This window comes from Kordia zhangzhouensis, from assembly GCF_001005305.1.
GTDB classification, from domain to species: Bacteria; Bacteroidota; Bacteroidia; order Flavobacteriales; family Flavobacteriaceae; genus Kordia; species Kordia zhangzhouensis.
In genome coordinates this window covers 164,126-188,563 of record NZ_LBMH01000002.1, presented here as the reverse complement: position 1 = coordinate 188,563, position 24,438 = coordinate 164,126, and the positions used below count along the sequence as shown (strand labels likewise).

The 24,438-nt window shown below is 34.4% G+C and carries 23 protein-coding genes; 4 read left to right on the top strand and 19 right to left on the bottom strand.

What is annotated here, in order from left to right; all coding sequences use genetic code 11:
* Positions 1 to 88: 88 nt before the first annotated feature.
* From pbpC to AA088_RS02280, 6 genes are all read right to left on the bottom strand, one after another.
* On the bottom strand, positions 89 to 2,440 hold the full coding sequence (gene pbpC, locus AA088_RS02305; protein WP_046743337.1) for a penicillin-binding protein 1C: 2,352 nt from the start codon (positions 2,438 to 2,440) through the stop codon (positions 89 to 91).
* A 17-nt stretch (positions 2,441 to 2,457) separates the two neighbouring features.
* Positions 2,458 to 2,802, bottom strand: a complete 345-nt coding sequence (locus AA088_RS02300) for an antibiotic biosynthesis monooxygenase family protein (RefSeq protein WP_046743336.1) — start codon at positions 2,800 to 2,802, stop codon at positions 2,458 to 2,460.
* Positions 2,781 to 8,324 (bottom strand): alpha-2-macroglobulin family protein, encoded by a 5,544-nt coding sequence (locus tag AA088_RS02295; RefSeq protein ID WP_046743335.1) that lies wholly within the window; start codon positions 8,322 to 8,324, stop codon positions 2,781 to 2,783. Before AA088_RS02295 ends, AA088_RS02300 begins: the two co-directional genes overlap by 22 nt.
* 106 nt (positions 8,325 to 8,430) lie before the next feature.
* Positions 8,431 to 9,471, bottom strand: a complete 1,041-nt coding sequence (locus AA088_RS02290) for an isoaspartyl peptidase/L-asparaginase family protein (RefSeq protein WP_046743334.1) — start codon at positions 9,469 to 9,471, stop codon at positions 8,431 to 8,433.
* 151 nt (positions 9,472 to 9,622) lie between these two features.
* On the bottom strand, positions 9,623 to 9,856 hold the full coding sequence (locus AA088_RS02285; RefSeq protein ID WP_046743333.1) for a hypothetical protein: 234 nt from the start codon (positions 9,854 to 9,856) through the stop codon (positions 9,623 to 9,625).
* Positions 9,857 to 9,875: 19 nt separating this feature from the next.
* Positions 9,876 to 10,166, bottom strand: a complete 291-nt coding sequence (locus tag AA088_RS02280; protein ID WP_156168362.1) for a hypothetical protein — start codon at positions 10,164 to 10,166, stop codon at positions 9,876 to 9,878.
* A gap of 168 nt (positions 10,167 to 10,334) precedes the next feature.
* Between AA088_RS02280 and AA088_RS02275 the strand changes: the two genes are divergently transcribed.
* The 3 genes from AA088_RS02275 (at position 10,335) to amaB (ending at position 13,225) form a co-directional block, all read left to right on the top strand.
* On the top strand, positions 10,335 to 10,880 hold the full coding sequence (locus AA088_RS02275) for a 3-hydroxyanthranilate 3,4-dioxygenase (RefSeq protein ID WP_046743331.1): 546 nt from the start codon (positions 10,335 to 10,337) through the stop codon (positions 10,878 to 10,880).
* A complete protein-coding gene (locus AA088_RS02270) occupies positions 10,873 to 11,586 on the top strand; it encodes a hypothetical protein (protein WP_046743330.1) in 714 nt (237 codons plus the stop codon). The genes AA088_RS02275 and AA088_RS02270 overlap by 8 nt, the downstream gene beginning before the upstream one ends.
* 85 nt (positions 11,587 to 11,671) lie before the next feature.
* Complete coding sequence (amaB, locus tag AA088_RS02265; protein WP_046743521.1) at positions 11,672 to 13,225, top strand: L-piperidine-6-carboxylate dehydrogenase; 1,554 nt, start codon at positions 11,672 to 11,674, stop codon at positions 13,223 to 13,225.
* Between the two features lie 129 nt (positions 13,226 to 13,354).
* On the opposite strand, the gene AA088_RS02260 is transcribed toward amaB, so the two are convergent.
* The 13 genes from AA088_RS02260 to prs all read right to left on the bottom strand — a co-directional run bounded on the left by AA088_RS02260 (position 13,355) and on the right by prs (position 23,262).
* The gene (locus AA088_RS02260; RefSeq protein WP_046743329.1) at positions 13,355 to 14,344 is read right to left on the bottom strand and encodes an acyl-ACP desaturase; all 990 of its coding nucleotides are present in this window, start codon (positions 14,342 to 14,344) and stop codon (positions 13,355 to 13,357) included.
* 35 nt (positions 14,345 to 14,379) lie between these two features.
* Positions 14,380 to 15,873 (bottom strand): nicotinate phosphoribosyltransferase, encoded by a 1,494-nt coding sequence (locus AA088_RS02255; RefSeq protein ID WP_046743328.1) that lies wholly within the window; start codon positions 15,871 to 15,873, stop codon positions 14,380 to 14,382.
* A gap of 166 nt (positions 15,874 to 16,039) precedes the next feature.
* Complete coding sequence (locus AA088_RS02250) at positions 16,040 to 16,675, bottom strand: transglutaminase-like domain-containing protein (RefSeq protein WP_046743327.1); 636 nt, start codon at positions 16,673 to 16,675, stop codon at positions 16,040 to 16,042.
* Positions 16,672 to 17,427: a metallophosphoesterase gene (locus AA088_RS02245; RefSeq protein WP_046743326.1), complete on the bottom strand. Its 756-nt coding sequence runs from the start codon at positions 17,425 to 17,427 to the stop codon at positions 16,672 to 16,674. Before AA088_RS02245 ends, AA088_RS02250 begins: the two co-directional genes overlap by 4 nt.
* Positions 17,428 to 17,521: 94 nt before the next feature.
* A complete protein-coding gene (locus AA088_RS02240; RefSeq protein ID WP_046743325.1) occupies positions 17,522 to 18,070 on the bottom strand; it encodes a 2OG-Fe(II) oxygenase in 549 nt (182 codons plus the stop codon).
* A 49-nt stretch (positions 18,071 to 18,119) separates the two neighbouring features.
* Positions 18,120 to 18,659, bottom strand: coding sequence for an RNA 2'-phosphotransferase (locus AA088_RS02235; protein ID WP_046743324.1), 540 nt, complete (start codon positions 18,657 to 18,659; stop codon positions 18,120 to 18,122).
* Positions 18,656 to 19,291, bottom strand: coding sequence for a DUF4291 domain-containing protein (locus tag AA088_RS02230; RefSeq protein WP_046743323.1), 636 nt, complete (start codon positions 19,289 to 19,291; stop codon positions 18,656 to 18,658). The genes AA088_RS02235 and AA088_RS02230 overlap by 4 nt, the downstream gene beginning before the upstream one ends.
* Positions 19,292 to 19,393: 102 nt before the next feature.
* Positions 19,394 to 19,924 carry an O-acetyl-ADP-ribose deacetylase gene (locus AA088_RS02225; RefSeq protein ID WP_046743322.1) on the bottom strand — a complete coding sequence of 177 codons (531 nt, stop codon included), beginning with the start codon at positions 19,922 to 19,924 and terminating at the stop codon, positions 19,394 to 19,396.
* A gap of 1 nt (position 19,925) precedes the next feature.
* The gene (locus AA088_RS02220) at positions 19,926 to 20,792 is read right to left on the bottom strand and encodes an MBL fold metallo-hydrolase (RefSeq protein WP_046743321.1); all 867 of its coding nucleotides are present in this window, start codon (positions 20,790 to 20,792) and stop codon (positions 19,926 to 19,928) included.
* Positions 20,793 to 20,882: 90 nt separating this feature from the next.
* A complete protein-coding gene (locus AA088_RS18790) occupies positions 20,883 to 21,026 on the bottom strand; it encodes an NADAR domain-containing protein (RefSeq protein WP_316931668.1) in 144 nt (47 codons plus the stop codon).
* A gap of 4 nt (positions 21,027 to 21,030) precedes the next feature.
* Positions 21,031 to 21,432: an NADAR family protein gene (locus AA088_RS02215; protein ID WP_316931667.1), complete on the bottom strand. Its 402-nt coding sequence runs from the start codon at positions 21,430 to 21,432 to the stop codon at positions 21,031 to 21,033.
* Complete coding sequence (locus AA088_RS02210) at positions 21,429 to 22,376, bottom strand: ADP-ribosylglycohydrolase family protein (RefSeq protein WP_046743320.1); 948 nt, start codon at positions 22,374 to 22,376, stop codon at positions 21,429 to 21,431. The genes AA088_RS02215 and AA088_RS02210 overlap by 4 nt, the downstream gene beginning before the upstream one ends.
* A gap of 70 nt (positions 22,377 to 22,446) precedes the next feature.
* On the bottom strand, positions 22,447 to 23,262 hold the full coding sequence (gene prs / locus AA088_RS02205) for a ribose-phosphate diphosphokinase (RefSeq protein WP_046743319.1): 816 nt from the start codon (positions 23,260 to 23,262) through the stop codon (positions 22,447 to 22,449).
* A gap of 161 nt (positions 23,263 to 23,423) precedes the next feature.
* Between prs and AA088_RS02200 the strand changes: the two genes are divergently transcribed.
* Positions 23,424 to 24,428, top strand: coding sequence for a hypothetical protein (locus tag AA088_RS02200; RefSeq protein ID WP_046743318.1), 1,005 nt, complete (start codon positions 23,424 to 23,426; stop codon positions 24,426 to 24,428).
* The last annotated feature ends 10 nt before the right edge of the window (positions 24,429 to 24,438 follow it).

The following is a 24,438-nucleotide window of genomic DNA, read 5'->3' as shown; positions in this document are numbered from 1 at the left end:
GAAATTATTTTGCCCCATTTTATATTCTCGGTAAAAAAGGATAGAAGAGAAGGATAATAGTAATCATTATGATTAAATATTTTATTTTTTATTCTTGAATTTCAATCGTTCGTTTGGCTTCATTACCTAATTCATCAACGACGGTAATGATATGTTTTCCAATAGAAGGTTTGACTTCTAATTCATGGATGGCTTGAGTTTCTGCTAAAAAAACTTCATCTACATACCAAAACACTTTTGTGTCGGGAATGGTATGTGCCAAACGCAGAATTAAGCCATTTGTAGTTTCGTTAAAATCTTTCGGAAGAAATACCTTGACCGCTTCTTTTGGATAAATAAAATCCATCATTTTTTGTTTTTCAGAAACGCAATCATATCGAAAAGGAGGCAATGTTTTATATAGCGGATTTTTTGCTTGATAGTAATATTCCATCAATGGAGGCAACACAAACCAACTTTTGTGTATCATTTGATTGAGCGGTTGACATGAGGAGTTGACTTGAAAACGTTCGCTCATATCTAAATGTACCCAAACATGATAGGGACATGGTTTTGTTTTTAATCCACTTCGTGGAATTAATTGTATTTGAGTAGATTCGCAAATTTCAGTAGCTCGATAACCACTTTTTGAACAAATAGAAACTTTTTCTAGCTCATCATGCGGAACAGTAAACCATTCACTTTTTGGTAATCCTTCAAAAACGTCAAATAAGATTGGTGCTGCCGTTACAGTTCCTATCAATCCTGGGCGACCTTCTCCATCAGCATTTCCAACCCAAACACCAACAACATAATTTTTAGTGGTTCCAATAGCCCATGCATCTCTAAAACCAAAACTAGTTCCTGTTTTCCATGCAATTTGCTTACTTGAATCAAAAAACTCCCAATTTTCTTCTCCTTCAGGACGATTTACTTCTTTCAATGATTCATATGTTAAGTACATAGAGCCTGCATCGAAAATGGTTTTTTCTGTTGTGAGTGAGCCTAAATGTATAGTATCTTTCATGATAAAGGAAGGTTCACAAAATTCATTGCTATAATATTGTCCGGAATGCTGTTCAAAATGATTAATTGTAGCAGAAAATGCAGCGTATGTCTTGCAAAGATCCCACAAGTTGCTTTCTGCACCACCTAATATTAAGGATAATCCATAATGATCAGCACTTTGCGATATATCTTTTAGTTGCAATTTTTGAAGGTAATAGAGAAATTTATCCAAACCAAATTGACGTAACATTCGAACTGCTGGAACATTGAGTGAACGTGATAAAGCACGTTTTGCGGTAACAGCACCATCATAGGTTTCGTTATAGTTTTGTGGATTGTAATTACCAATTTGCGTAGGTACATCCACTACTAACGTATTTGGTAGAAGATCGCCTGCATCGAGGATTGCAGTATATAAAAAGGGTTTCATTATACTTCCAGTACTTCGCGGTTTGTGAATAATGTTTACGTCTTTTTGGTGTACATTATCTGTTGGAGTGTTACCAACATAGGCTAGTACTTTTCGGGTTTTTACATCTAGTACTAAAACAGCAGCATTGTAAATTTGATTCTGTTGTAATTCTTGGTAATGCTTGGCAACAATTGTATTTACTTCTTGTTGTAAGCCTATATTAATAGAAGTTTGAATGCGTTTTCCTTTATATGTTTCGCTAATTTTATTGAGTAAATGTTGTGCAGTTTGTGGTAACGGATATGGTTTCTGCGGAAGTGACTCATTAATGGCTAATTCGTAAGTAAGTGAGTCAATAATAGTTTGCTCAAACAGTTTTTTTAATAATCGATTGCGTTTCTTTTTTAGTTGAATTTGGTTTTTCCCGGGATAAATTAAACTTGGAGCATTTGGCAAAACTGCCAGCGTAGCATTTTCTGCCCATGAGAGTTCGTTTGGTCTGCGCCCAAAGTAGCGCCATGCTGCAGCATCCAACCCAACCACATTTCCACCAAAAGGAGCGTGCGACGCATAAAAGTTTAAAATTTCTTCTTTGGAATGACGAAATTCTAGTCTTGTGGCTAATATAATTTCCTTTAGTTTTTCTATATATGTACGTTTTTGTCCGTTACGTGATAAGCGAATCACTTGTTGTGTTAACGTACTTCCACCTCGCTTAACTTCCCCAGATTTTGCATTTTGCCATAAGGCTTTTGCTATAGAGACAGGGTTAAAACCAGGGTGTTTATAGAAATATTCGTCTTCAAATTGAACAATACAGGTTTTAAACTTTTCTGGAACGGAATCTAATTTTGGAAATCGCCACTGACCATCATCTGCAATTTTTGCACCTAATAGGACACCTTCACGACTTTCAATAACCGTAGAAGTTGGTGTATTGAAAAGCGTTTTGGGTAAACAAAAATAGTAGCTAATCAATAATGCAATAATGATTACCGTTTTTATTTTGTTCTTTTTTATTTTTTTGATGATGAAGTTCAATGAAGTTCCTTTAAATTTTAAGGAGATAATTTCTCAAAACTGTACTCACGTTCTACTTTACAGATTTTTACATTGTAATACGCATACCAATTTTTAATCCCTTTTTGTTGTGCAATTATATGATCTGTTTGCTGTTTCCAAGCAGCAATGGCTTCAAGACTTTTCCAGTAACTAACGGTAATCCCAATTGAGCTACGTGCACTGTCTAAACCAATAAACCCTTTTTGTTGCTTGGCTAAGGTTTCCATTTGTTGTGCCATTTCTAAATAACCGTCTAGCGTTTCTGTTTGAATAGAAGTGAAAATTACTGCGTAATACGGTGTGAAATTTTCTGCTTTATTTACTTTACGACTTCGATCCATTGTCCTTTGGTACGTATAAAATAGTCATTATCATACATTGCTTCTGCTTGAACTCCTGGTAAATAGTATTTTCCTAAGTATGATGCATTGAGTAATACATTAAACGTTTTTGATTTTCCTTGTGGTAAATCAAAATAAAAGTTCACTCGATCATCGCGAATATCTGTGTGTCTTGCTTCACTTGATGGTGTATTTCCATAATCCGTAAAACGGGTATTCACAATTTCCCAGCCAGAAGGAAAAATTTCTGTAAGAGCAATATCTCCCACATACACAGATTGGTCGTTGGAAATAGTTACACTAGCCATAAAATCAGTTCCTTGCTGTAGTTTGGAAACATCAATAGCGTTGCCAAGTTTATCCTTGTACGTAATGCGAATACTTAAATTACGCTTTTCCGCCAATTCTTCGCCAAACGGTAATTTCCCGGTATTCAGTACACGTACAAATAATACATTATCTTCTTTATTTTCAATTTGTAAAGTATTGGTGCCAGTTTTGATAGCCAATTCACGCTGTGCGATTGTTTTTGTGGTAACAATTTCTTCTGCTTTTTGTCCGTTAGTGGAAAATTGCATTTTGATGTTTTTTCCACCATTTTGCTGAACCATTTTACCCATTGCTAGCAAACAATACGCTGTAGTTTGTGTGCTCATCCAACGATTGGAAGACAAATCTTTTGCAATAATTTTAGCAAGATCAACCGCTTTTTTATCATTCAAAATAACTAGAGTTTCCATTGCCATGGCACGATTTCTATCTACCGATCCGTATGTGTAGTCATAACGTCCGTTAGCTGGTATAAAATTGATATTGGCTGAATTTGCTATTTGCAAAGCAGCTTCTTTTTGTGAAGCCAATGCATATGCTGCTGCCAATCGCCATTTTGCATCATTTGATAAGTTTTTTGATTCGCGCAAGCGATTCATAGAAGGTAGATCTGGATGACCTGCCAATGCTAATGTATACAAACGATACGCTTGTGTCAAATCTGAATAATAATAACGATTGTCATCGTTTCGCCAAGTACGTGCAGCATTTTTTTGATAGTTGATCCACTGACTCATAAATGTTAATGGAAGTGTATATCCTTTCTTTTCGGCTTCAATCATAAAGTGACCAGCATAACATGTTCCCCAATCGTCTGCGGAGCGTTCTCCAATCCAATAACTTAATCCACCATTAGGTCGCTGAAAGTGAGCCAATCGCTTGATTCCTTTTTCAATATTGTTTTGAATTTGCTGTTTTTTAGATGAGGTTAAATCAAAAATATCATTCAAATATAATTGTGGAAATACACTAGAAGTTGTTTGTTCAATACATCCATGTGGATAACGAATCAAATAGTCCATTCGTGAAGTAAAATCCATTGGTGGCAATGTAGAAAATTCTACTGTTGCAACATTGGTTCCTAGAACTCCAAAGGTGTCAAAATCCAAGGTTTTTGCCGTTTTTCCATCTAATGTAAGCTCATGAACTTTCTTAGCGATTGGATTTGTATTTTCTACGTCCAATTCTACTTTGTATGATGCTTTTTCACCATTTCCTGAAGCCAATACTTCAATAGTTTGAATGCCCTTTACTTCGGCAACATCCAATTCAAAGAACAGCATTTTTTCGTCAGGTTTGGCAAAGGAAACAGATTGTGAGTTGCTTCCTGCAACAGAGATTCCGTTTTGGAGTTTCAACTGAACATTTACATTTTTTACCTTATTTTCCATTGCAAAGACAGTCACTGGAAGCGTTACTTTTTCGCCCGGACTTAATTTTCTTGGAACTGTTGCCAATACCATCAAAGGTTTTTTGACCTGCGAAGACTTTTCGGCACTTCCATACGCTTCTGTTGAAGGATTTCCAGCAACTACCATTGTACGTACAGCACCGATATAATTTGGCATTTCAATTTTGTGCGACTTTGTTTCTCCTGCTTTTAAAGTGAATGGCCCAAGATATTTTACCACCGGTTTAAAACGATTTGCTTTTTTGTTTTTTGACCCATTTCCATCATCGCCACCACCAATAGCAAATACTTGATCAATTTCGCCACTAAAAGCGCCAATGATATCGTCATAAATATCCCAAGTACGAACGCCTAAGGCTTGTCGTTGATAAAAAATATCCCAAGGATTTGGAGTTTTAAAACGTGTTAGGTCTAGTAAACCTTCGTCTACCATTGCAATGGTATACGTCATTGCTTTGTTATTTTCTTCACTTACTTTTACAGTAAATGTTTCTTCAGGACGCAGTGTTTCAGGCATACTAATTTTTGGTTGTAAGATTGTTGAAGGGTCTTCAACCATTATTGGAATAATACCGTATAAGCGAATTGGCAAGTCATTTGATACGTTATCATGTTTTTGTACCAAAGATATGTTTACAAACACATTTGGTGCCATTTCTTTTGTAATCGGAATAGTAGTTGTGGTTTGCTCTTTTTCTGTTTTTACCCACTTTGTGCTGAGAACTTCTGTGCCATTTTCGACGCTGATTAATGCACGTCCTCCTTTTCCAGATGGAAAGGTAATCGTAGCAGTTTCTCCTACATTATAATTGGTTTTATCAGCAGAAAAGAGTAACATTTTTGCAGTTTCAGCATTTCCGTCATTTGCTTTTCGCCACCAGTTTTTGTAAAAGTATGCAGTACGCCCGGTTGCATGACCACTTTTGGGATCATATACCCTAATCAAATAGCGGCCACGTTCTTCATCTGGAATGTTAATCGTAAAGTTGCCTTTTCCGTTACTATCCGTATTTATGGTTATTGTTTTATAATGTTCATGATAGTCACTTCCCGAATATGAAGACAAATCTTCATAAGATGAACTCCACCACCAACGCCAATTAATTTCATAGATTTTGACCTCTAGTCCATTGCGCTTGATTGGATTTCCTTTATCATCAACAGTTATGACCTCAAAGACATTATTTTCATCTGTATAAAATGAACCGTATCGTTTTGGCTCGGGAGATTTTAGTCCAACAAACGAAGCATAGGGTGCCAAGTTTTTAGAAAAAGCATCAATTGAAAAATCACCGCCATTTTCAAAGACACGTGTTAGGAAAGAAGCTCGTAGCATTCCTGGAGCACTTTTGTCGACACTTATTTTTTTGGTGATTTGTGCTAATCCTTCTTCATTCAGAGTTCCTTTGAACATTACAAATTCTTCTGCGTTGAATGTTCGTGTCGGATCGTTGAACTCATATGCAGGGAATTTTTTAAATGTAGTATTTGTACTAGTAAGTCGAACGTTCACTTCAGCTTTTAAGTTTTTTGCTGGTGCACCATGCAACCAAGTTGCTTTTAGTGTTCCTTGAACGGTCTCAGAACTGCTTAATATTTCATCTTCAAAATCAATATTAATTTTAAGTCGATTCGGTTTAACTGTTTCAACTTTTAGTGTTTTAGAGAATTGAGCACCTCCAACGCTTACCGTAGCAAACCAATTACCAGTAGGAGCTTCCGTTGCTGTAGGGACAGTAAATTTGTAGAAGTTGTCAATGCCTTGTGTTTGTATTTTTTTGTAGACCAATTTTCCACGGGCATCGGTTACTTCCATTTTTACAGGATGGTCTTTTGGAAGCGGGTTTCCTTTATCATTTAACACAAATGCTAGGTGCAAGGTATCGCCAGGACGCCATACACCGCGTTCTCCGTATATATATCCATTAATACCTTTATTAATTTTTTTACCAGAAACATCAAATTTACTAAGAGAAAGTGAACTTCCATCGTTTAGCTTTACGTAGGTAAACTGGTTGTTTTTGGAAACAGCGGCAAAGTATGCATTTTTATCAGCATCAATAATGGTAAGACCGTCTGCGTCGGTACGTTTAAAAGCTATTTCTTGTTGTTGATAGTTGTATAAAGTTACTTTTGCTCCCACTACAGGATTTGTAGTGACAATATCGCTTACAGCAAAATAATACGATTTGTTTTCACCTCTTTTTGCAATTACTCCTAGGTCGGATGCAAGGATATTAGTTGTTAAGAAACGATTCTGTAAATAGTAAGAATCAGTACAAGGATTATCTCGATCTCTCCAATTGTATCGGTAGTTTCGGAAGTTATATATACGATTGTCCCAATATTCTTCTTCGTTTTCTTCTTCCTCTTCAGGATTTTGATAATAATCGTCACGATATGTGTCAGTTTCTACTTCAGAAACTTCACCTTCTTCACATGTGAACAAAGAATATTCTTTTTTAAAACTAATTTCTACTTGATATATTGCTCCAGGTTCGGCTTTAAAGAATTTGGATAAATCAATTCCATAGGTTTTCCATTGTCCATCATTTTGAGCGTTATTTTTGATGAGATCAATAGTTTGTTTTGCTACACGTCTTCCAACTTGTCGAATACTATATCTATCAGTGTTTCCAAGATGGTTTTCTTGTAAGAACTGCAATACGTTATCTTCATATATTTTAATAATTCGAACATCAACAGCGTTTAGATTTACTGCCTGAAAGTTGTATGTTAAATTTTTAGAGTTCGGTAAAATGACGCCTTTACTCACTTCACGAACTTGTGGCTTTAATTGTTCAAAAGAAATGGATTCTGTAAAGTTTTTTTTCAGCGTATATCCTTCTTTATTTTTGATGCCAGGAAATACCTCGAGCGTTGTAGAACCTGTTATTCTGTTAGTTGGATATACATTCAGTATATTTCCATCAACCGCATAAGTGATATTTTTTTGATTTTTAAGATCAACCAGTCCTTCAAAGTTTTGATTTTTCAATAATGGATCTGAAAAATTGATACTTATTTTTTGTTCAGGATTTTGCGTTACGGTAATATCAACTACAGAAAAGTTGTTTTGTCCTGGAATATTAAAAGTTTTAGAACCTTCGGTGTCGGCGTCAATAGGTTTTCCGGTCCAAGAAATCTCTATTTCTGAATCATTTTCTAATCTGTTAATGCTGTCAATAGTAAATTCATACGAAGTGCGGCTTAATTGCGAGGAAGTATTCCATCGTACAGGAAGAGCTTTTCCACTTTGCATAACCTTTAGTAAACTTTCTAGTTTTTCTGAAGGAATTATATCTGCAGAACGCAACATACCATTTAGATATTGCCATTCTTTTGAATGTGATTGCAAATCGTTTGTAGCGATTGTAAAATTTGGTGTGATGGTTTTAAAAGCAAATGTGTACGAATTGAACTCTTTAGGTATATCTTTATAAATATCTTTTAAATGGATAGTTACACTATATTCAGTATTGGGTTGTAACGAGTTATTTGGAATAAAACGCAGCGTTTTATTATTTTGAACTTGAAGTTTTCCTTCAATTTTGGGAGAAATACGGATCAATTCAGTTGAAACCTCTTGATCGTTCTTCCATTGTGGCACTTCTTTTTGAAGACCAATAATAATAGGTTCATTTACTGAAACGGTTCCAGCAGTTGTTTGGTAAACATAGTCTTTGAATTCAAAAATGTTATCAGTTTCAGGCTGTTCTTTTTTACAAGAAAACAAGGCTATAAATACCCAAGAAATAATAAAAATAGTAGTGTAACGCATGATATTTTTTTTATAAAGTAACTAGACTTTTTAGTGATGATGTAGATTAAATGAGTATTCGTTTCCAGAAATATAGAATTCGTTGAGGGGATTTTAATTATCGTTTTTATTCTTTATAAATTCCAACGGTAATATTTCCGTTTTCGTCAACTTTAGCTCGATACATTCCAGGGGTGTTAAATTCGGCTACTAAATTTCCGTTGGTATCTATGGCAATGATGCCGCCATCTCCTCCCATTTTCTTGAGCTTGTTTTGAATAACTTCTTTCGCAGCTTCTTCCAACGACATGCTTTTGTATTCCATCATCGCCGAAATATCGTACGCAACTGCAGCTCTAATAAAGTATTCTCCATGTCCTGTACTTGAAACGGCACAAGTTTTATTGTTTGCGTATGTTCCAGCACCTATAATTGGCGAATCTCCAATACGATTCCATTTTTTATTAGTCATACCTCCTGTTGAGGTTCCGGCAGCAAGATTTCCGTCTTTATCTAAAGCCACACAACCTACGGTTCCATATTTATACTCTTTTATATACGGATCGATATATGCCGCTTTATCTTGATTGCCCATCTTTGCTTTTTGAAGTGATTTGAAACGTGCTTCAGTATAAAAATAACTTGTGTCTACTATTTCCAATCCTTGTAAAGCCGCAAACTCTTCTGCACCTTGTCTTGCCAATAACACATGGTCAGAATTTTCCATAACCTTACGAGCTGCGGAGATTGGGTTTTTCAAATTTGTAACTCCAGCTACTGCACCTGCATTTAACGTTTTTCCTTCCATAATGGAAGCATCCAATTCGTTTTTACCATTATTGGCAAAAACAGCTCCTTTTCCGGCGTTGAATAAAGGAGAATTTTCTAAAATATGAATCGTCTGTTCAACAGCGTCAAGACTTGTGCCGCCATTTTGCAAAATTTCATATCCTTTTTGAGCTGCTTTTTTCAAAGTTGCTTCATATTGAGCTTCCATTTCTGGTGTCATATTCTCTTTTAAAATAGTACCTGCACCACCATGAATTACCAAACCAAAATTATTTTTAGACATTTCATTAACAGTAGTCGCTTTTTTTTCAGGGGAAGAATCAGTGCAACTATTTAATAAAAAGATACTTAGTAGGAAAATGAAAGCAAATTTTTTCATGAGAGTAGAAGATTAATTAATGGTTTTAAATTTACATAATTTCCAATGGAAAAGTAATTGTTTTACAAAGAATTAATCATAGCGTTCACAAAAAAAAAGCCCCAAAAAGTATGTTCTTTTGGAGCTTTTTGCAATCATTGTATTTTGTTAACTATGCTTCGCAAGGAATATCGATAGATTGTTGACACCCTAAGTCCCAAGAAGGATCACACTCACAAGCAGTGTACAATTCGCTGTACCAAGTACATTGGCGAAGGTCATATGTAAAAAGGCATTCTCTAATATTTCTTGTTAATGGCAGAGGAGTAGGTGCTTGAGTTCCACCATTAAGTTTTGAAACAGATGCTTTTTTAAGTGATAACGATTTTAATTTCTTTTTTTTCATGATATGTTAATTTTAAAAATTAGGCTTGACAAATACGCACAGATTCAATACCACAATTGAGGTCTTGAGTAATAGGGCACGGGAAGTTTATTGATTCGCAACCGCCTTGCCAAGAAGGTTCGCAATTACATGCGGTGTAAAGTTCACTTACCCAAGTACAAGTAAATAAGTCTTGCGTGTTTCCACATCCTCCAGGATCAATAGTACACGTAAGATGTGATTGTACCAAAGCACCACCTTTAACAGCTCCTAGCTTAGAAATTTGCTTCTTTCCCAAAGCCAATTTCTTAGTCAATTTCTTTTTTTTCATGATTATAGTAAGTTTGATTATAAAAAAAAGATAGACAATAATACTAGCAGAAAAGTACGGTTTTCCCTTACTTAACATTTTTGTAGAATAGGCTTTCAATTCAATGTTTAACGAAAAGCAGCAGAATCGGTAAAAATTCAGTAATTTTAAGGAATAAAATTTAATCAAATGGCGATACAAAAACCATTCAATCTTAATAAATGGATTGAAGAAAATAGAGACTCATTAAAACCTCCAGTTGCAAACAAAAATTTATATAAAGAAGCAGGTGATTATATTGTAATGATTGTTGGTGGACCTAACGCACGGAAAGATTATCATTATAACGAAACAGAGGAACTTTTTTATCAATTAGAAGGAAATATTGAAGTCCATATACAAGAAGATGGAGTAAAGAAAACGATGAAATTAGGCCCTGGAGATATGTATTTGCATCCAGCAGGTATTCCACACTCACCTGTTCGTTATGAAAACTCTATTGGGTTGGTTGTGGAGCGAAAACGAAAAGGAACCGATTTGATGGATGGTTTACAATGGTATTGTGATAATTGTAATCATAAATTACACGAAGTTACATTTCCATTAAACGATGTAGAAAAGGATTTTCTTGGACATTTTAAAACATTCTATGCTTCCAAAGAACTGCGTACTTGTAATCAATGCGGAACTGTAATGCCTGTTGATAAACGTTTTGTCGCTGAGGAAGATGCGTAATTTATTGCTTTGTTTTTTAACTGTTTTAATTTCTTGTGAAACAAAACTTACTGCAGAAGAAGTAGTTCAAAATGCTATTGAAAATGCACACGGAGGGAAAGTGGCTTGGGAAACCATAAAAGAAATTAGTTACGAAAAGACAACTGTATTCTACGATGTTAATGGAAATCAAGAACAGGTAAAAAAGCAAATAATCCATACGGTGCTTCAGCCTAAATTTACTTCTAGCATAACATGGAAAGATAAAGATGTAGAAAAACATATCGTATATAATGGAAATGAAACAACTGTTTTTTACGATTCAGTGTTACAGACAGAACCAACTATTATTCAAAATGCTTATAAAGACATAATGGGAGCGCACTTTGTGTTTTGGCAACCATACAAACTTTTAACAGACACTGCAACGGTAACATTTGAAAGAAAAGTACGCTTAGAAGATGGAACAGATGCATACATGATTAAGGCTACCTATCCAGAAAGTGATGCTGTTTGGTGGTTTTACTTTGATATACATACAGGACTTTTTAAAGAAAATCTAGTAAAACATGGAAAAACGTTCAGTCATATTAAAAACATTCAATATGAAAATGAGACTGGTCTTAAACTGCACAAAGAGCGAAAAAGCTTTTTGATAAACGAAATGAATGATCAAAAGTACTTGCGTGCGCATTATCACTATCGTATTTTATCTGTAAAAAGATAAACAAAAAGGTGTGCGAATGAAGATTGCTAGAATTGTAGTATCTTCGCAGAAATTTAACAAAAGAACTAAAAAAAGTTATAAATATATGGGAGCAGTAGCTACTGATTTCGGAATTAAAGAAGCCTTGGAAATACTAGGCTTAAAAGATATTAACGAAGGAACATCCACAGGATCAAATAATTTCTCTAATGGAGAGTTGATTGAATCGTATTCACCTGTTGATGGAAAACTTATAGGAAAAGTGAAATCTTCTACTAGAGAAGATTACGATAAAGTAATGGAAGCTGCTACATCGGCTTTTAAAACTTGGCGTGTTATGCCTGCTCCTCAACGTGGAGAAATTGTACGTCAGTTTGGTGAAAAATTAAGAGAAAAGAAAGAAGCTCTAGGGAAATTGGTTTCTTACGAAATGGGGAAATCATATCAAGAAGGGTTAGGGGAAGTTCAAGAAATGATTGACATTTGTGATTTTGCAGTAGGATTATCACGTCAGTTACATGGACTTACCATGCATTCTGAACGTCCTGGGCATAGAATGTACGAACAGTACCACCCGCTTGGTGTAGTAGGAATTATTTCAGCGTTCAACTTTCCAGTAGCTGTTTGGTCATGGAATACTGCACTGGCTTGGATTTGTGGAGATGTTTGTGTTTGGAAACCTTCTGAAAAAACGCCAATGTGTGGTGTAGCTTGTCAAAACATAGCAGCAGAGGTTTTTGCTGAAAATAATTTACCTGAAGGAATTTCTTGCTTAATCAACGGAGATTATAAAGTAGGAGAATATCTTTCAAAAGATACTCGTGTTCCATTAGTTTCTGCAACAGGATCTACTCGTATGGGTAAAATTGTAGCTAAAGAAGTAGCGGGACGTTTAGGGAAATCTTTATTAGAGCTAGGAGGAAATAACGCAATCATTGTAACTCCTGATGCAGATATTAAAATGACTGTCATTGGAGCTGTTTTTGGAGCTGTAGGAACATGTGGGCAACGTTGTACGTCAACACGTCGTTTAATAATCCATGAATCTATTTACGATAAAGTAAAAGATGCCATTGTAGATGCATATGGACAATTGCGTATTGGAAACCCGTTAGACGAAAACAATCATGTAGGTCCGTTGATTGATAAAGACGCCGTAAAAATGTATAAACAAGCTCTTGAAAAAGTAGTTGCAGAAGGAGGAAATATTGTGGTTGATGGAGCTGTATTAGAAGGCGAAGGATATGAAAGTGGTTGTTATGTAAAACCAGCAATTGCTGAAGCAGATAATTCTTTTGAAATTGTACAACATGAAACTTTTGCACCAGTACTATACTTATTAAAGTACAGTGGAACTATTGAAGATGCTATTGAAATCCAAAATGGTGTTGCTCAAGGATTGTCTTCGGCTGTAATGACAAATAATTTGCGTGAAGCAGAACGTTTTTTAAGTCATGCAGGTTCTGATTGTGGAATTGCGAATGTAAATATTGGAACGTCTGGAGCAGAAATTGGAGGTGCTTTTGGTGGAGAAAAAGAAACTGGTGGTGGTCGTGAGTCAGGTTCAGATGCATGGAAAGTGTATATGCGTAGACAAACGAATACAATTAATTATACAACAGAATTGCCATTAGCGCAAGGAATTAAATTTGATTTATAAAAAATCAAAAAACTATAAACTAAAAACCGCTTCAATTACGAAGCGGTTTTTTTATACATTTTTACGAGGGTATTTTAAAAATAGGAGCAACAACTCTCATGAGGTAAATATACATTGTCAATTAAAGAACTATAGCATCCCGTTGGCTTCAACCCATTTAAACTTAGTGATGTCTTTAGGAATGCTTACTCGTTCTGCAATACGTGCCATTCGATCAGGTAATTTCATCAAATAATCACGTGCCTTTTCGGCTTTGGTAGTTAGTCCATTTAAGTGATCAATTTCCCAATACGAAATAAGTTTTTGCATAATATCAATGTAATCGTGTGTCGTGTATACACCTAAACGTTGTGCAGCATTAGAGAAATTTTCAAAAGCAGTACCGATACTTTCTCCAGATTCACGAACAAATTGTGCAGGCATTACGATTTTTTTTCGCATCATATCTTCAAACGCTAAAATCATTTCGCTAGGATCGTATTGAAATATCTTTTTTACAAACTCTCTGTACGCTAAATGATGTCGCATTTCATCTCCTGCAATGATGTTACACATTTTACTTAATAAAGAGTTTCCTTTCTTTTTGGCTAACCTTCCAACACGTTTATGCGAAATATTGGTAGCTAATTCTTGAAAACTTGTATACACGAAGTTTCGATACGGATCATTTGCTGTGCCAATATCAAACCCGTCGTTTATCAAATGTTGCGTAGTCACTTCTACTTCACGCATGTTTACACGACCTGATAAATAGAGATATTTATTTAATACATCTCCGTGACGATTTTCTTCTCCTGTCCAATGACGAATCCAACGTGACCAACCATTTTTAGCATGTTGATCAACACCTTCTACATCCATTAACCAAGATTCATAGGTTGGCAAAGCTTCTTCAGTTATTGTATCTCCCACCAAAACAACCCAAAAATCATAACTAAGCTCTTTGGCTTCTTCTCGAATTTGGTGTACTTCATCAAAAAATGTTTCTTCTTGTGAATTTGGCAAAAAATCTGTTGGTTGCCATATTTTTTCTGTTGGAATTAAATATTTTTCTATGAAACTATCGATTTCTTTTTCAATAGTTTGCATGACTTCTAATCGAATGTTATGTAAGGGCATTAACGATGGGTTTTAGGTTGGCGCCAAAAGTACCATTATATATCTGTAATCACCGCTATTTTTTCATAATTAACATCTTTTGTAGATTTTGAGATATTTGTTCTGATATCTTGTAAAGATAGTTCGTGTAACAGGTCTCCATTTTTAAAAACAGGAGTTAAGAGTCCTTCTTTTTCTTCTAGAAGAGTGCATTCATCCTTAAAATGAATTTTACCATCTTTTTCAAATAATTGAATTAATCCTTTTGCAGATTTTTTTGTGCCATCATCTGTAATAGGATCTTTAAAAATAGCACGTCCTTCACCATGTATTTCTACATATGTAGCTTTCATTGCAAAGCCAAAAGTGTCACGTGTATTGTATTGATAGGTAAAACTTCCAATTCCTAAAACGACATTGGTAGAAGCAAACCCTTTGCTTTTTAACCGTTCACATATTTGTACAGCTCTATCAATGGTAATGCTATCTCCGTAAATAGCACCAATTTTAGGGTGTAATACTTTGTATCCTTGAGAATTGATGCTTCCGCCAAATTCATCCCAAAGAAGTTCAATAACGCCTTTTTTTATAATCGGATCATCGTGTTCACAACCACAAATAATGTCAACAGGATTTCCAGAATCTGGTCGAATGACTAATTTTCCATCACGATTTAGAATTTCTTCTTTAAGTTTTGGCAAATAGATGGTCAATACTTTCCACAAATCCCAAGTATCAGAAACTATTGATAAAATTCCTGTTGGATAGGTTTGTAGTAAGTGTTTAAATGTTTCTATTTCTCCTTCTTTACTTCCAGCACACATCACACTATGTTCTGTAGCGTGAACGCTTCCAATAACAATTTCTTTAGTAATATCAGCTTTGTAGTATTTTTCTAAACTTGCTAAAACAGGAAATGTGTCACTTCCTGTAAAAGATAGTGCATGTCCCATTCCGCTCAACATAGAAGATTCAATGCCAGACATTCCTCGCATGGAAAAATCGTGTCCTTGCCAATTGATGAAGTCTGTATTTTCTTTGTCTGTTTCTAATGCAAATTTTGTCAAGATTGTTTTGTATTGTTTTGCAATGGTAGCGGAAGTACAGGGTTGCCAAATGATGTTTGAAAGTAAGGTTTCCAAGTAATTGGTAATCCAAAAAAACTCGGGAAGTGTATTAACTATAGTAAACATTGGTGTGCGGATTGGTACTTCAACTCCTTCAGGTAAGGCTTTAATCTCTATAGGTAAATAGCCCAAGTCATGTAAAGCTTCTATGTGTGAAATATCATAATTGACCCCTAAATAATTGTCAACATATTTTTTATACTCAGCAACTACTGCTGCTTTTGGCTGACTGAAAAATTCGTCATTGAATTGCGTGATAAGGTATTCTTTGATGAAGTATTGTAAACCGAAAAATACAACGCTGTCAATACCTTTAATTCTACTTTTTCGTGGTGTCCAATTCGAATATACTTTGGTTGTTCCTTGCGGATATTGCTCTTTATGTCCGAGCTTGTAACCATCAGTTAACAATAAAGGATTCATAGAAATATTATTTTGCGTTAATTATACGCAAATATATATTGTTTTTTAATATTGACAAATAGTTTGTTGGTTTATTTGGTGAAATAATTGCGAATTAATCGCAATGAAAGAATTATCTTTAGTTTGATACTGAAAACTTCTTTTTAAACTATAAAGATATTGCTTCTTATAGTTTAAATTCTGTCATATTTTCATCAACATCAAAAATATGAGGATAGTGTTCTTTGATATTTTTCTTCATGAAATCTAGCGGAACATCTTCAAAATGACCATAATCATCGGTATATTCCATAAACAAATTTCCTTCGTTGTTGTAGGATTGTAAGAACGAGTGATGTTCACCATCAAATACCAAAGGTGCAACGTTAAATTTTTCACATAAAGATGCGTTGAACGCAGGTGATAGTTTAAGCCATTTGCTATTCAGATATACATTGACCATTCCGTGCGGAGTAAGTTCGTTAGAGCCAAATTTTTCTATCAATCGTTCCACAGCGATATGATTTTTGACTTTTCCTAGATGCAATCTGGCAGGAATTCCAACTGCTCGCAAACATGCAATTAAGAGAATTGATTTTTCCACGCAATTTCCACTCTTTTTTTGAGCAATGATACTGGCTTTGTAATTTTCTTTAGAGAAGCTAATGTTGTATGGGGCGTATTTCCAATGATCACGTACTTTGTTATACAGATTGATGGCTTTGTCTTTGTGAGACATCGCATCATCTTTGTATGCAACAATTAGCTGTTGAATTACTTCACTTTCGTAATCGAAATAGTATGTATTTTTTAGATAGTTCATTTTTTACGAAGCACACGCATTTTGTTTCTTCCTTTTTCATCAGGATATAATTCAGGTAAAGGATCACTTTGCCAATATTCTTTGGTATTTATATCTAAAATGGACAGTTTGCCTGTAAAAGCTGCGCCAGTATCTACATCCCATAAATTGTAAGCTTTCATAGGAATATAACAACTATACCCTATTGTTGGTGTATGACCAATATATATTTCTTTATAGTGTTGAAATCGTCTTGGGGTATATCTTGCATCACTTAGATTTTTTAACCCTATTTTTTCAGCTAAAAGGGCCGATTCGATCAATGTTCTATCGAAGTAAAAATTCTTTGGATAGTGTTCTTTGGTGACACCGTGCATTGAGGTAAATCCAGCATGTAAAAATAACCGATTTTGCTCGTCAATATAGTAGTTTTCTAAGTTTTCGTAGAAATCTAAATGTTGTTGTTTGTTATAATTGACACGCTCATAGCTTTCCAAAGTTTCTTTTCCACCGTGCATATACCAAACATCACTAATATGGCCATCTAGCAACCATTCATGACACCAAACATCATGATTTCCACGGATGAAAACACAGTGTTGTTTGGTGTTCAATTGGATTAAAAATTCTATCAATTCTGCAGATTCACTCCATCCATCAACATAGTCGCCCAAAAATATTAGAGTATCATCTACAGTAACATTTGCTCGTTCTAGTACTTGCGTTAGTGCTCTAAATCCTCCATGTATGTCTCCTATGGCAAGTGTTCTCATGTGTGTAATTTTCCTCTAAAATACTATAAAAATCAACCAAAAGAATAGTAATTGATATATTATAACTTATTGATAATATAGAAAAGATTCTAGCTTACTTGCTATGTAACTTATACATAATATCAGTTCGAAGCACATATTTTGTACCGCTTTTTAAAACGGCTCCTTCATGACGTAAACCATGTAAAAATAGTAATGCGCTTCCTTTTTTAGGGTAAATTGTAGTTCCAGATCTAAATATAGTTTCTCCACCTTCAAAATCATCATTCAAATAGATTAAAAAGCTATATTGACTTGCTTCCGTGGCATTTCTGCGATAACTTCCATCTCGATGCATTTTAAAACGATGTCCTTCTTCATATTTATAGAATCGAAGCATCTCATTTAAACCAAAAGCATGACTATACCCTATTTGTTCAGGAACATGTGCTTTTATTTTTTCCCAAAGTATTTCTGCATGCGCTTCATCTTTATACATAACACGCAAATTGTTTCGAACAGTCGTCATTAATATTTGTTTCCCGTGAATGTTTACTTTAGCTTCTTCATAGCCCATTTTTTCACTTTTAGCAATTAACTCATCACATGCTGAATGCGATAAAAAGTTGTCAACGACATATATATAATCTGCTAGTTTTTTCATGGTCTCTGTGTTTTATAATTTGTGTGCTTCGCACCAACTTAGCGTACAATTAGAATTCTATAAATTCCATCGGAACTTCTTCTGTTAACCAAACACCATTTTCTGATTGGTAAAACGGATGATCCTGCGCATGCATTTCGCCGCTTCGTATTGTAAGAATGATCGGTTTTCCACGTCTGCTTCCTACATTAATGGCGGTTTCTTTGTCTGCACTCAAATGCACGTGTTGTCTCATACCTTTTATCAATCCTTTTTCTTGAATAGATGTGATAAATTTTTCAACCGTTCCATGATACAAATACTTTGGTGGTTCTTTTGGTTGCAATGCCAAATCGATATCTACAGAATGTCCTTGATTGGCTCTAATCATCGTTTTATCTTCGTTAAAAGCAAAACGTTTTTTATTGTTTGTCGCAACCACTTCTTCTAGTTCTTCCATAGAAAGTGTATATGGTTTGACGTTTATTTTTTCAAGTAACACAGCAACTGAAGTCCAGCCATTTCTATCGAGCGTAATTCCTAATTTATCAGGATGATGTCTAAGCACATAACTTAGAAATTTGCTTATGTTTTTATTTTTTTTACTCATTGTAATTGCAATTTTTTCTGCAATTCGTCACCTTCTGGCAGAAAAGGGCGTTCTGCAGGAATCATTAGTTTCTCCAATTGATTCGACTTTACGAATTCATATTGTTCTGCCACAAACTCAGATATATCTTCTATTTCAATGATATCTTCTTTAGCGTACGAACGTATAAACTGATTTCGAATTCCAATTTGAATTGCCCTGCGTTCTAGTTTTGCGCCATACGGATCGTGATCGGGATCCCATTGCAATCGAACGTTGGATGATTTTACCTTTTTTTGCCAAGTTTCTTGCGATTCATAGATTTCAGATTTGAACGAAGAGTGTACTGCGTTTTCCAAATATGTTTGAAAGGCTTCTCGCTTTAAGTGAATTGCCAAAACGACTTCTTGCCCTTCTTTCGTTCCCCAACCGTTTCGGTACATCATCCATAAGAAATTTGGTTTAATCCATGTCATACGTTCAAGGCTAAATGCGCCTCCAAAAAATTGATTTCGAACAGCAAAATCACCTATTTTAGGTCGATAGGATTGATATACAATTATCTTTTCATCATCGTATTGCGCCATGATATGATGCCCATTTTGAGGCCATTCATTATTTTGTTCTATATAGTTTTGTATGTTAAGCTTCATGTTTTCTGATTAATTTGTTGATTTCTTCATCGTTAGTATAAACAAATTGTTTTCTTAGAAGTACTTTTAGACTTCAATTGTATACTCTTCCTTTAACCCTACTTAATCTATATTAAGGTTTTCATCTGCCATTAATTTATGATAGATCTCATAATTCTCCTGATCGAAACAACAGAAATAGAGTTCATCAATGGTATCTTTATGTTTGTATGTTGCAACTGTTTTGATAGCGATTTCAGCAGCTAATTGTTTTGGAAACTTATAAATTCCCGTGCTGATGTTTGGAAACGCAATTGTTTTGATGTTGTGTTCAATTGCCAAATCCAAACTATTCTTATAACAATTAGCTAACAATTCTTCTTTATTTTTTCCTCCAGCATTCCAAACAGGTCCTACTGTATGAATTACATATTCTGAAGGTAATTTTCCAGCCGTTGTAATGACAGCTTCACCTGTGTTACATTTTCCTTGTTGCGCTCTTATTTTTTTACAAGCTTCCAATATTTCACTTCCGCCTTTTCTGTGAATGGCGCCATCTACACCGCCGCCGCCAAGTAATGACGAATTAGCAGCATTAACGATTGCGTTTACTTTTAAAGTAGTGATATCGGCTTGTATGACTTGTATTTCCATTTTAATTGATCGGCGTTTGCGCCAATATGTTTTTAACAGCTTTTCCAACAGGAATCCGATGTACGGGAATTTTAATGTTGTAATGCTGTATGTGTTTTTTTATTTCTTTGTCTATTTCATGTTGATCGTATCGTGATGAAAAATGCCCTAAGATCAATTTGTCGATATTGATATTCGCCACCATTTTAAATACTTCATCTAGCGAACTATGTTTGTTTTTCCAAGATTTTGTATTTGTTTCATTTTTGGTCAAAAATGTAGCTTCATGGATGAGGATTTCACTATTGTGATAACGCGCATAGTTTTCAATTGGTGTATCTGCCGAATATGACAATATGTTTCTTTTGACTACATTCGTCAGGAAATGATCACCATGTTCTTTTTTGATTTTGATCAATTCATCTTTCTGCAAATTCACAAATTCCGATTTGAGTTTTTGTTTGGTTTCGTATACTTTGAAACTCAAACTTTTTAGCAAACCTGGTTGTACGACATGACCATTTTCAATCGCTTCTACTTGAATCGTATTTTTGGTAGCAATGATTGATTTGTCTTCTATCTCTTGCCAATTTGTTCCTGTATTATGTGGATCAAATTTGGTAAAGAAATCTTTTAGAAATGGAAATGAGCCTGAATCTTTCGGATAGTAAATGGTAGGTTTTAATCCCGCAAATAATTGATTAAACTGTAATAAACCTGTCAAATGATCTCTATCGGCATGAGAGATGAACGCATGTTTTATCTTTCCTGCTTTTCCTAATAAGTTTGCACAAACACCATCGCCTGCATCAAATAAAATTCCTAGTTCTTCTACGTAATACCAAGTTGCATATAACGCCGTTGAATATCCATGTATTGTAAGTTTCATTGTTTTGATATTATAAATTCTAAATGTTGAATTTGAATTTGTCTTGTTCTCAACTGCGCTTGAAATGACAAATATGAGTTAAAAGAACATCTATTTACTTAAACGATCACGAACTTCCATCAATGCAAATCCAAGCAGGTTTTGTCCTTTCCATAAATTAGGATTTGTGACGTGCTCATCATTTTCACTCATACCAATTCCCCATATTTTGTCTTTTGGACTCGCCTCTACCAAAATTCTATTTTTTGTATTTAATAGAAATTGTTTTTAAATCTTTATGCTGCGAAAATTTATGATAGTTTCCTTCTACAACCACCTCAAATTTGTGTTTATTCCAAATAACAGGATCAAAGTTTTTGACTTGCCGACCAAGTTGTTTCACACCATGCGGATGGTGTATGTTTAAAATTTCTTTTCGAATTTCAATATCGTTAAAAATACGTGCTTTTTCAGCCATCATCCAATGTTCAGCAGTTTTGTATGTTTCATTATCAACCGTAAAACCCTCTTTCGACCATTGACTAAAACAGCTTTTGGTAATACTTCCATCTTTTGCAGGTTGATGTCCCCAAAAAAAGAGGAATTTCAATCGCTTTTTTGAATTGAATTGTAGTTGTATCTGTGGTACTGTGTATTTCATGTTATTAAACTTTCGTGGAAACGATCAATTAAATTATAAATGTCTTCATAACGTGCTAATTGAAATTTCCAAATTTCCGGAATGGCAGTAAAGCCATAATATAACCCTGCTAATCCACCAGCAATTGCGCCAGTAGTATCCGTGTCTTCTCCTAAGTTGACAGCTTTCAAGACACATTCTTCATATGTTTCTGTTGTTAAAAAACACCACAAAGACGCTTCTAGTGCATGCAATACATAACCACTTGCACGAATTTCTTCATTTTTGTATTGAAAGATATCATTTTGTAAAATTCTATCGAAAATGTTCAGTTCTTCTGAATTAAATTCTCGCATTTTGGCAAAATTGTTTACAAGCTTTTTTACTTGCGCATACGCTTGAAATTTCTCCGTTCCTTTTACTAATAATAAACCAAATTCAACATAGATAAAGCATGCCAATACTGAACGGAAATGTGCGTGTGTAATGGCAGATACATCTTTAATAATTTGATAACGATCTTCTATATTTTCAATGTCTTTTAAGAAATATATCAATGGTAATGTTCGCATTAACGAACCATTTCCATTGTCTTCTTCAAATATATTTCCAGAAAAATACGCAGATTCTCCTTTTAAAATTCTGTCAAGCGTATGCCTTGTAGTTCCACCAACATCAAAAACTTTGTGATGCGCACCCCAATAACCTTCTTTGTACCATTTGACAAAAGTTTTCCCAATGTTTTCTATATCATAACCGTTTGTCAAACTTTCGGTAAGACATAAGGTGAGCGAAGAATCATCCGACCAAGTTCCTGGCGGTTGATTCCAACACATATATCCCATCATGTCTTTTACAGGATTTTGTGTTAAGTAAGTTCTTGAAGCGAATTCTACTGGAACGCCCAAAGCGTCACCTGTAGCAACTCCAAATATTCCTCCTTGTAAGCGTTCTAATAAGTCCATAATCTTTTGTTTTAAATTTTAAATGATAAATGTTGAATTCTAAATTAATTTTCACTCACGACTCAACACTTTATAACTTTATCTGTACTACTTTTTCCGATGCTACCTCTCTAAATGAGTTTGTGGTATATATCGTTTTGTATATCTTTTTTAGCTCTTCAAATCCTTTATTAAATATTCCGTGACTTACGATTAAGTAAAGATTGCCAACGTTCTTTTCTTGCAATGCTTTTCCAAGTCCTATAAATGTGCCACCGCCATCACAGATATCATCTACCACAATCGCTTTTTTTCCCTTTAAATCATCTGCATAAACAGTAAATCCTGAGAGTTTCCCTGTTTTTACATCACGCTTTTTAGAACATTCTATGACTTCTATTCCTCCTACATATGCTGAGAGTTTGTATATTTTTTTTAATGCACCGCCATCAGGTGAAATGAGCACGAAATCTTCTTTGAAGTTTTCTAAGCATTTTTGAACAAATTCATAATTTTCGATTACTTCTACATTATCCAATAGCGCAGGTGTAACTTCTGAATGCGGATCAAAAATGGTCACTTTGTTATATTTTTGACTATTGATGATGTCTGTATAGACTTTGATACTCAATGGTTCTCCCGAAACCATCAAACGATCTTGTCGTGCTGCTGGCATGTACGGAATGAATAAATTGATTTCTTTTACGTTCATTCTTCGCAATGCATCTGTGGCTAACAAAAGTAAACCTAGATCATTGAAAGAGGTAATACGCTGCGTGATTGTTATGGCACTTTCTACCTTTTCTTTGATTTTGATGTGTGGTTCACCTCCCGAAAATGTAAACGATTCAAATTCTATCGATTTTCCAAAAGGTGTAAAGTTTGTATCTAAGTGTAAATAATTCATTTTAGCGTTATTTATACGCAAATATAAAATGCTTTTTGGGTTTCACAAATTATTTTGTGTGTTTTTTACATTAATTAATATAAAAATTAAAAGATTTAAGTATTAAAAGAGTGAAAAATACTCTGTTTCTTCGTATCTTTTTGTCTTTGAAATATAGTTATATGAGTGAAGAAAAAAAGTATTCAATTGAGTCAATGGTAGATGTAAACCCTTTAGAACATATGAGATACAGGCCAGCTATGTATATTGGTCGTATTGATGAACTTGGCAATATAGAAATTATAAAAGCACTGTTTGAATTTTTCAATTTGTACTCAGAATGGGATAAGGCTCATTTTACATACATTTCTGAAAATTCGCATAAAATTACTTTTAATAGTACTCTTAATTTTGAGCTTTCCACTAAGTATTTTTTAGGATTAAAATATTCTAATAGTATTAATGATTATCTATTTCAACTTATTGTGGGATTGTCTGAAAAATGTAATATTAAGTATAAAAACAATGATTTATATTTTGAAAAAGGAAAGTTGATTTCTGAGAAAGAAGTTACAAATACAAATGAGTTTGTTGTTATGTTTCAATTTGATGCTACTATTTTACACAGCAAAAAATTACCTAAATATTTACTGTTCAACTTTTTTAAGCGCCATTCTTTTTTATATCCAAAAAAAGAAATTCATGTGTTTGAAAACAAAAAAAGTGTAGCTAGTTTTTCATCGAATGGAATACAAGATTGGTTTGAAACACAAAGTTATGATGCTGCACTTTTAATGAAACCTTTTCAGTTTTCTGTGGAAGATGAAACCCTTGATTTGAAAGCTGAAATTATGTTTTCCATGCATCACGGTAAGGAATCTTTTTCTACAATTACGTTACCAAGAGCTGATTTTATAAGACGGAACGGAACACATACCAAAGGATTTTTAAAAGGTTTTCATCGTGCGATCAAGGAAATTCTTGGAGAAACGACACTTAAACTTTCAGAATATCAAAATTTAATAGGCGTTTTTAAATTAACATATCCAACGATATCATTTTACGGTCCGACACAAAATGAAGTTGGAAGTGAAGAATTGGTGGAAATTTTTGAGAAAGTTACCTATGAATACTTAATAGTAAATACTCGTTTTAGAAATACAATGTTGAAATTGTTTGGTTTATAACCGTTTTTCA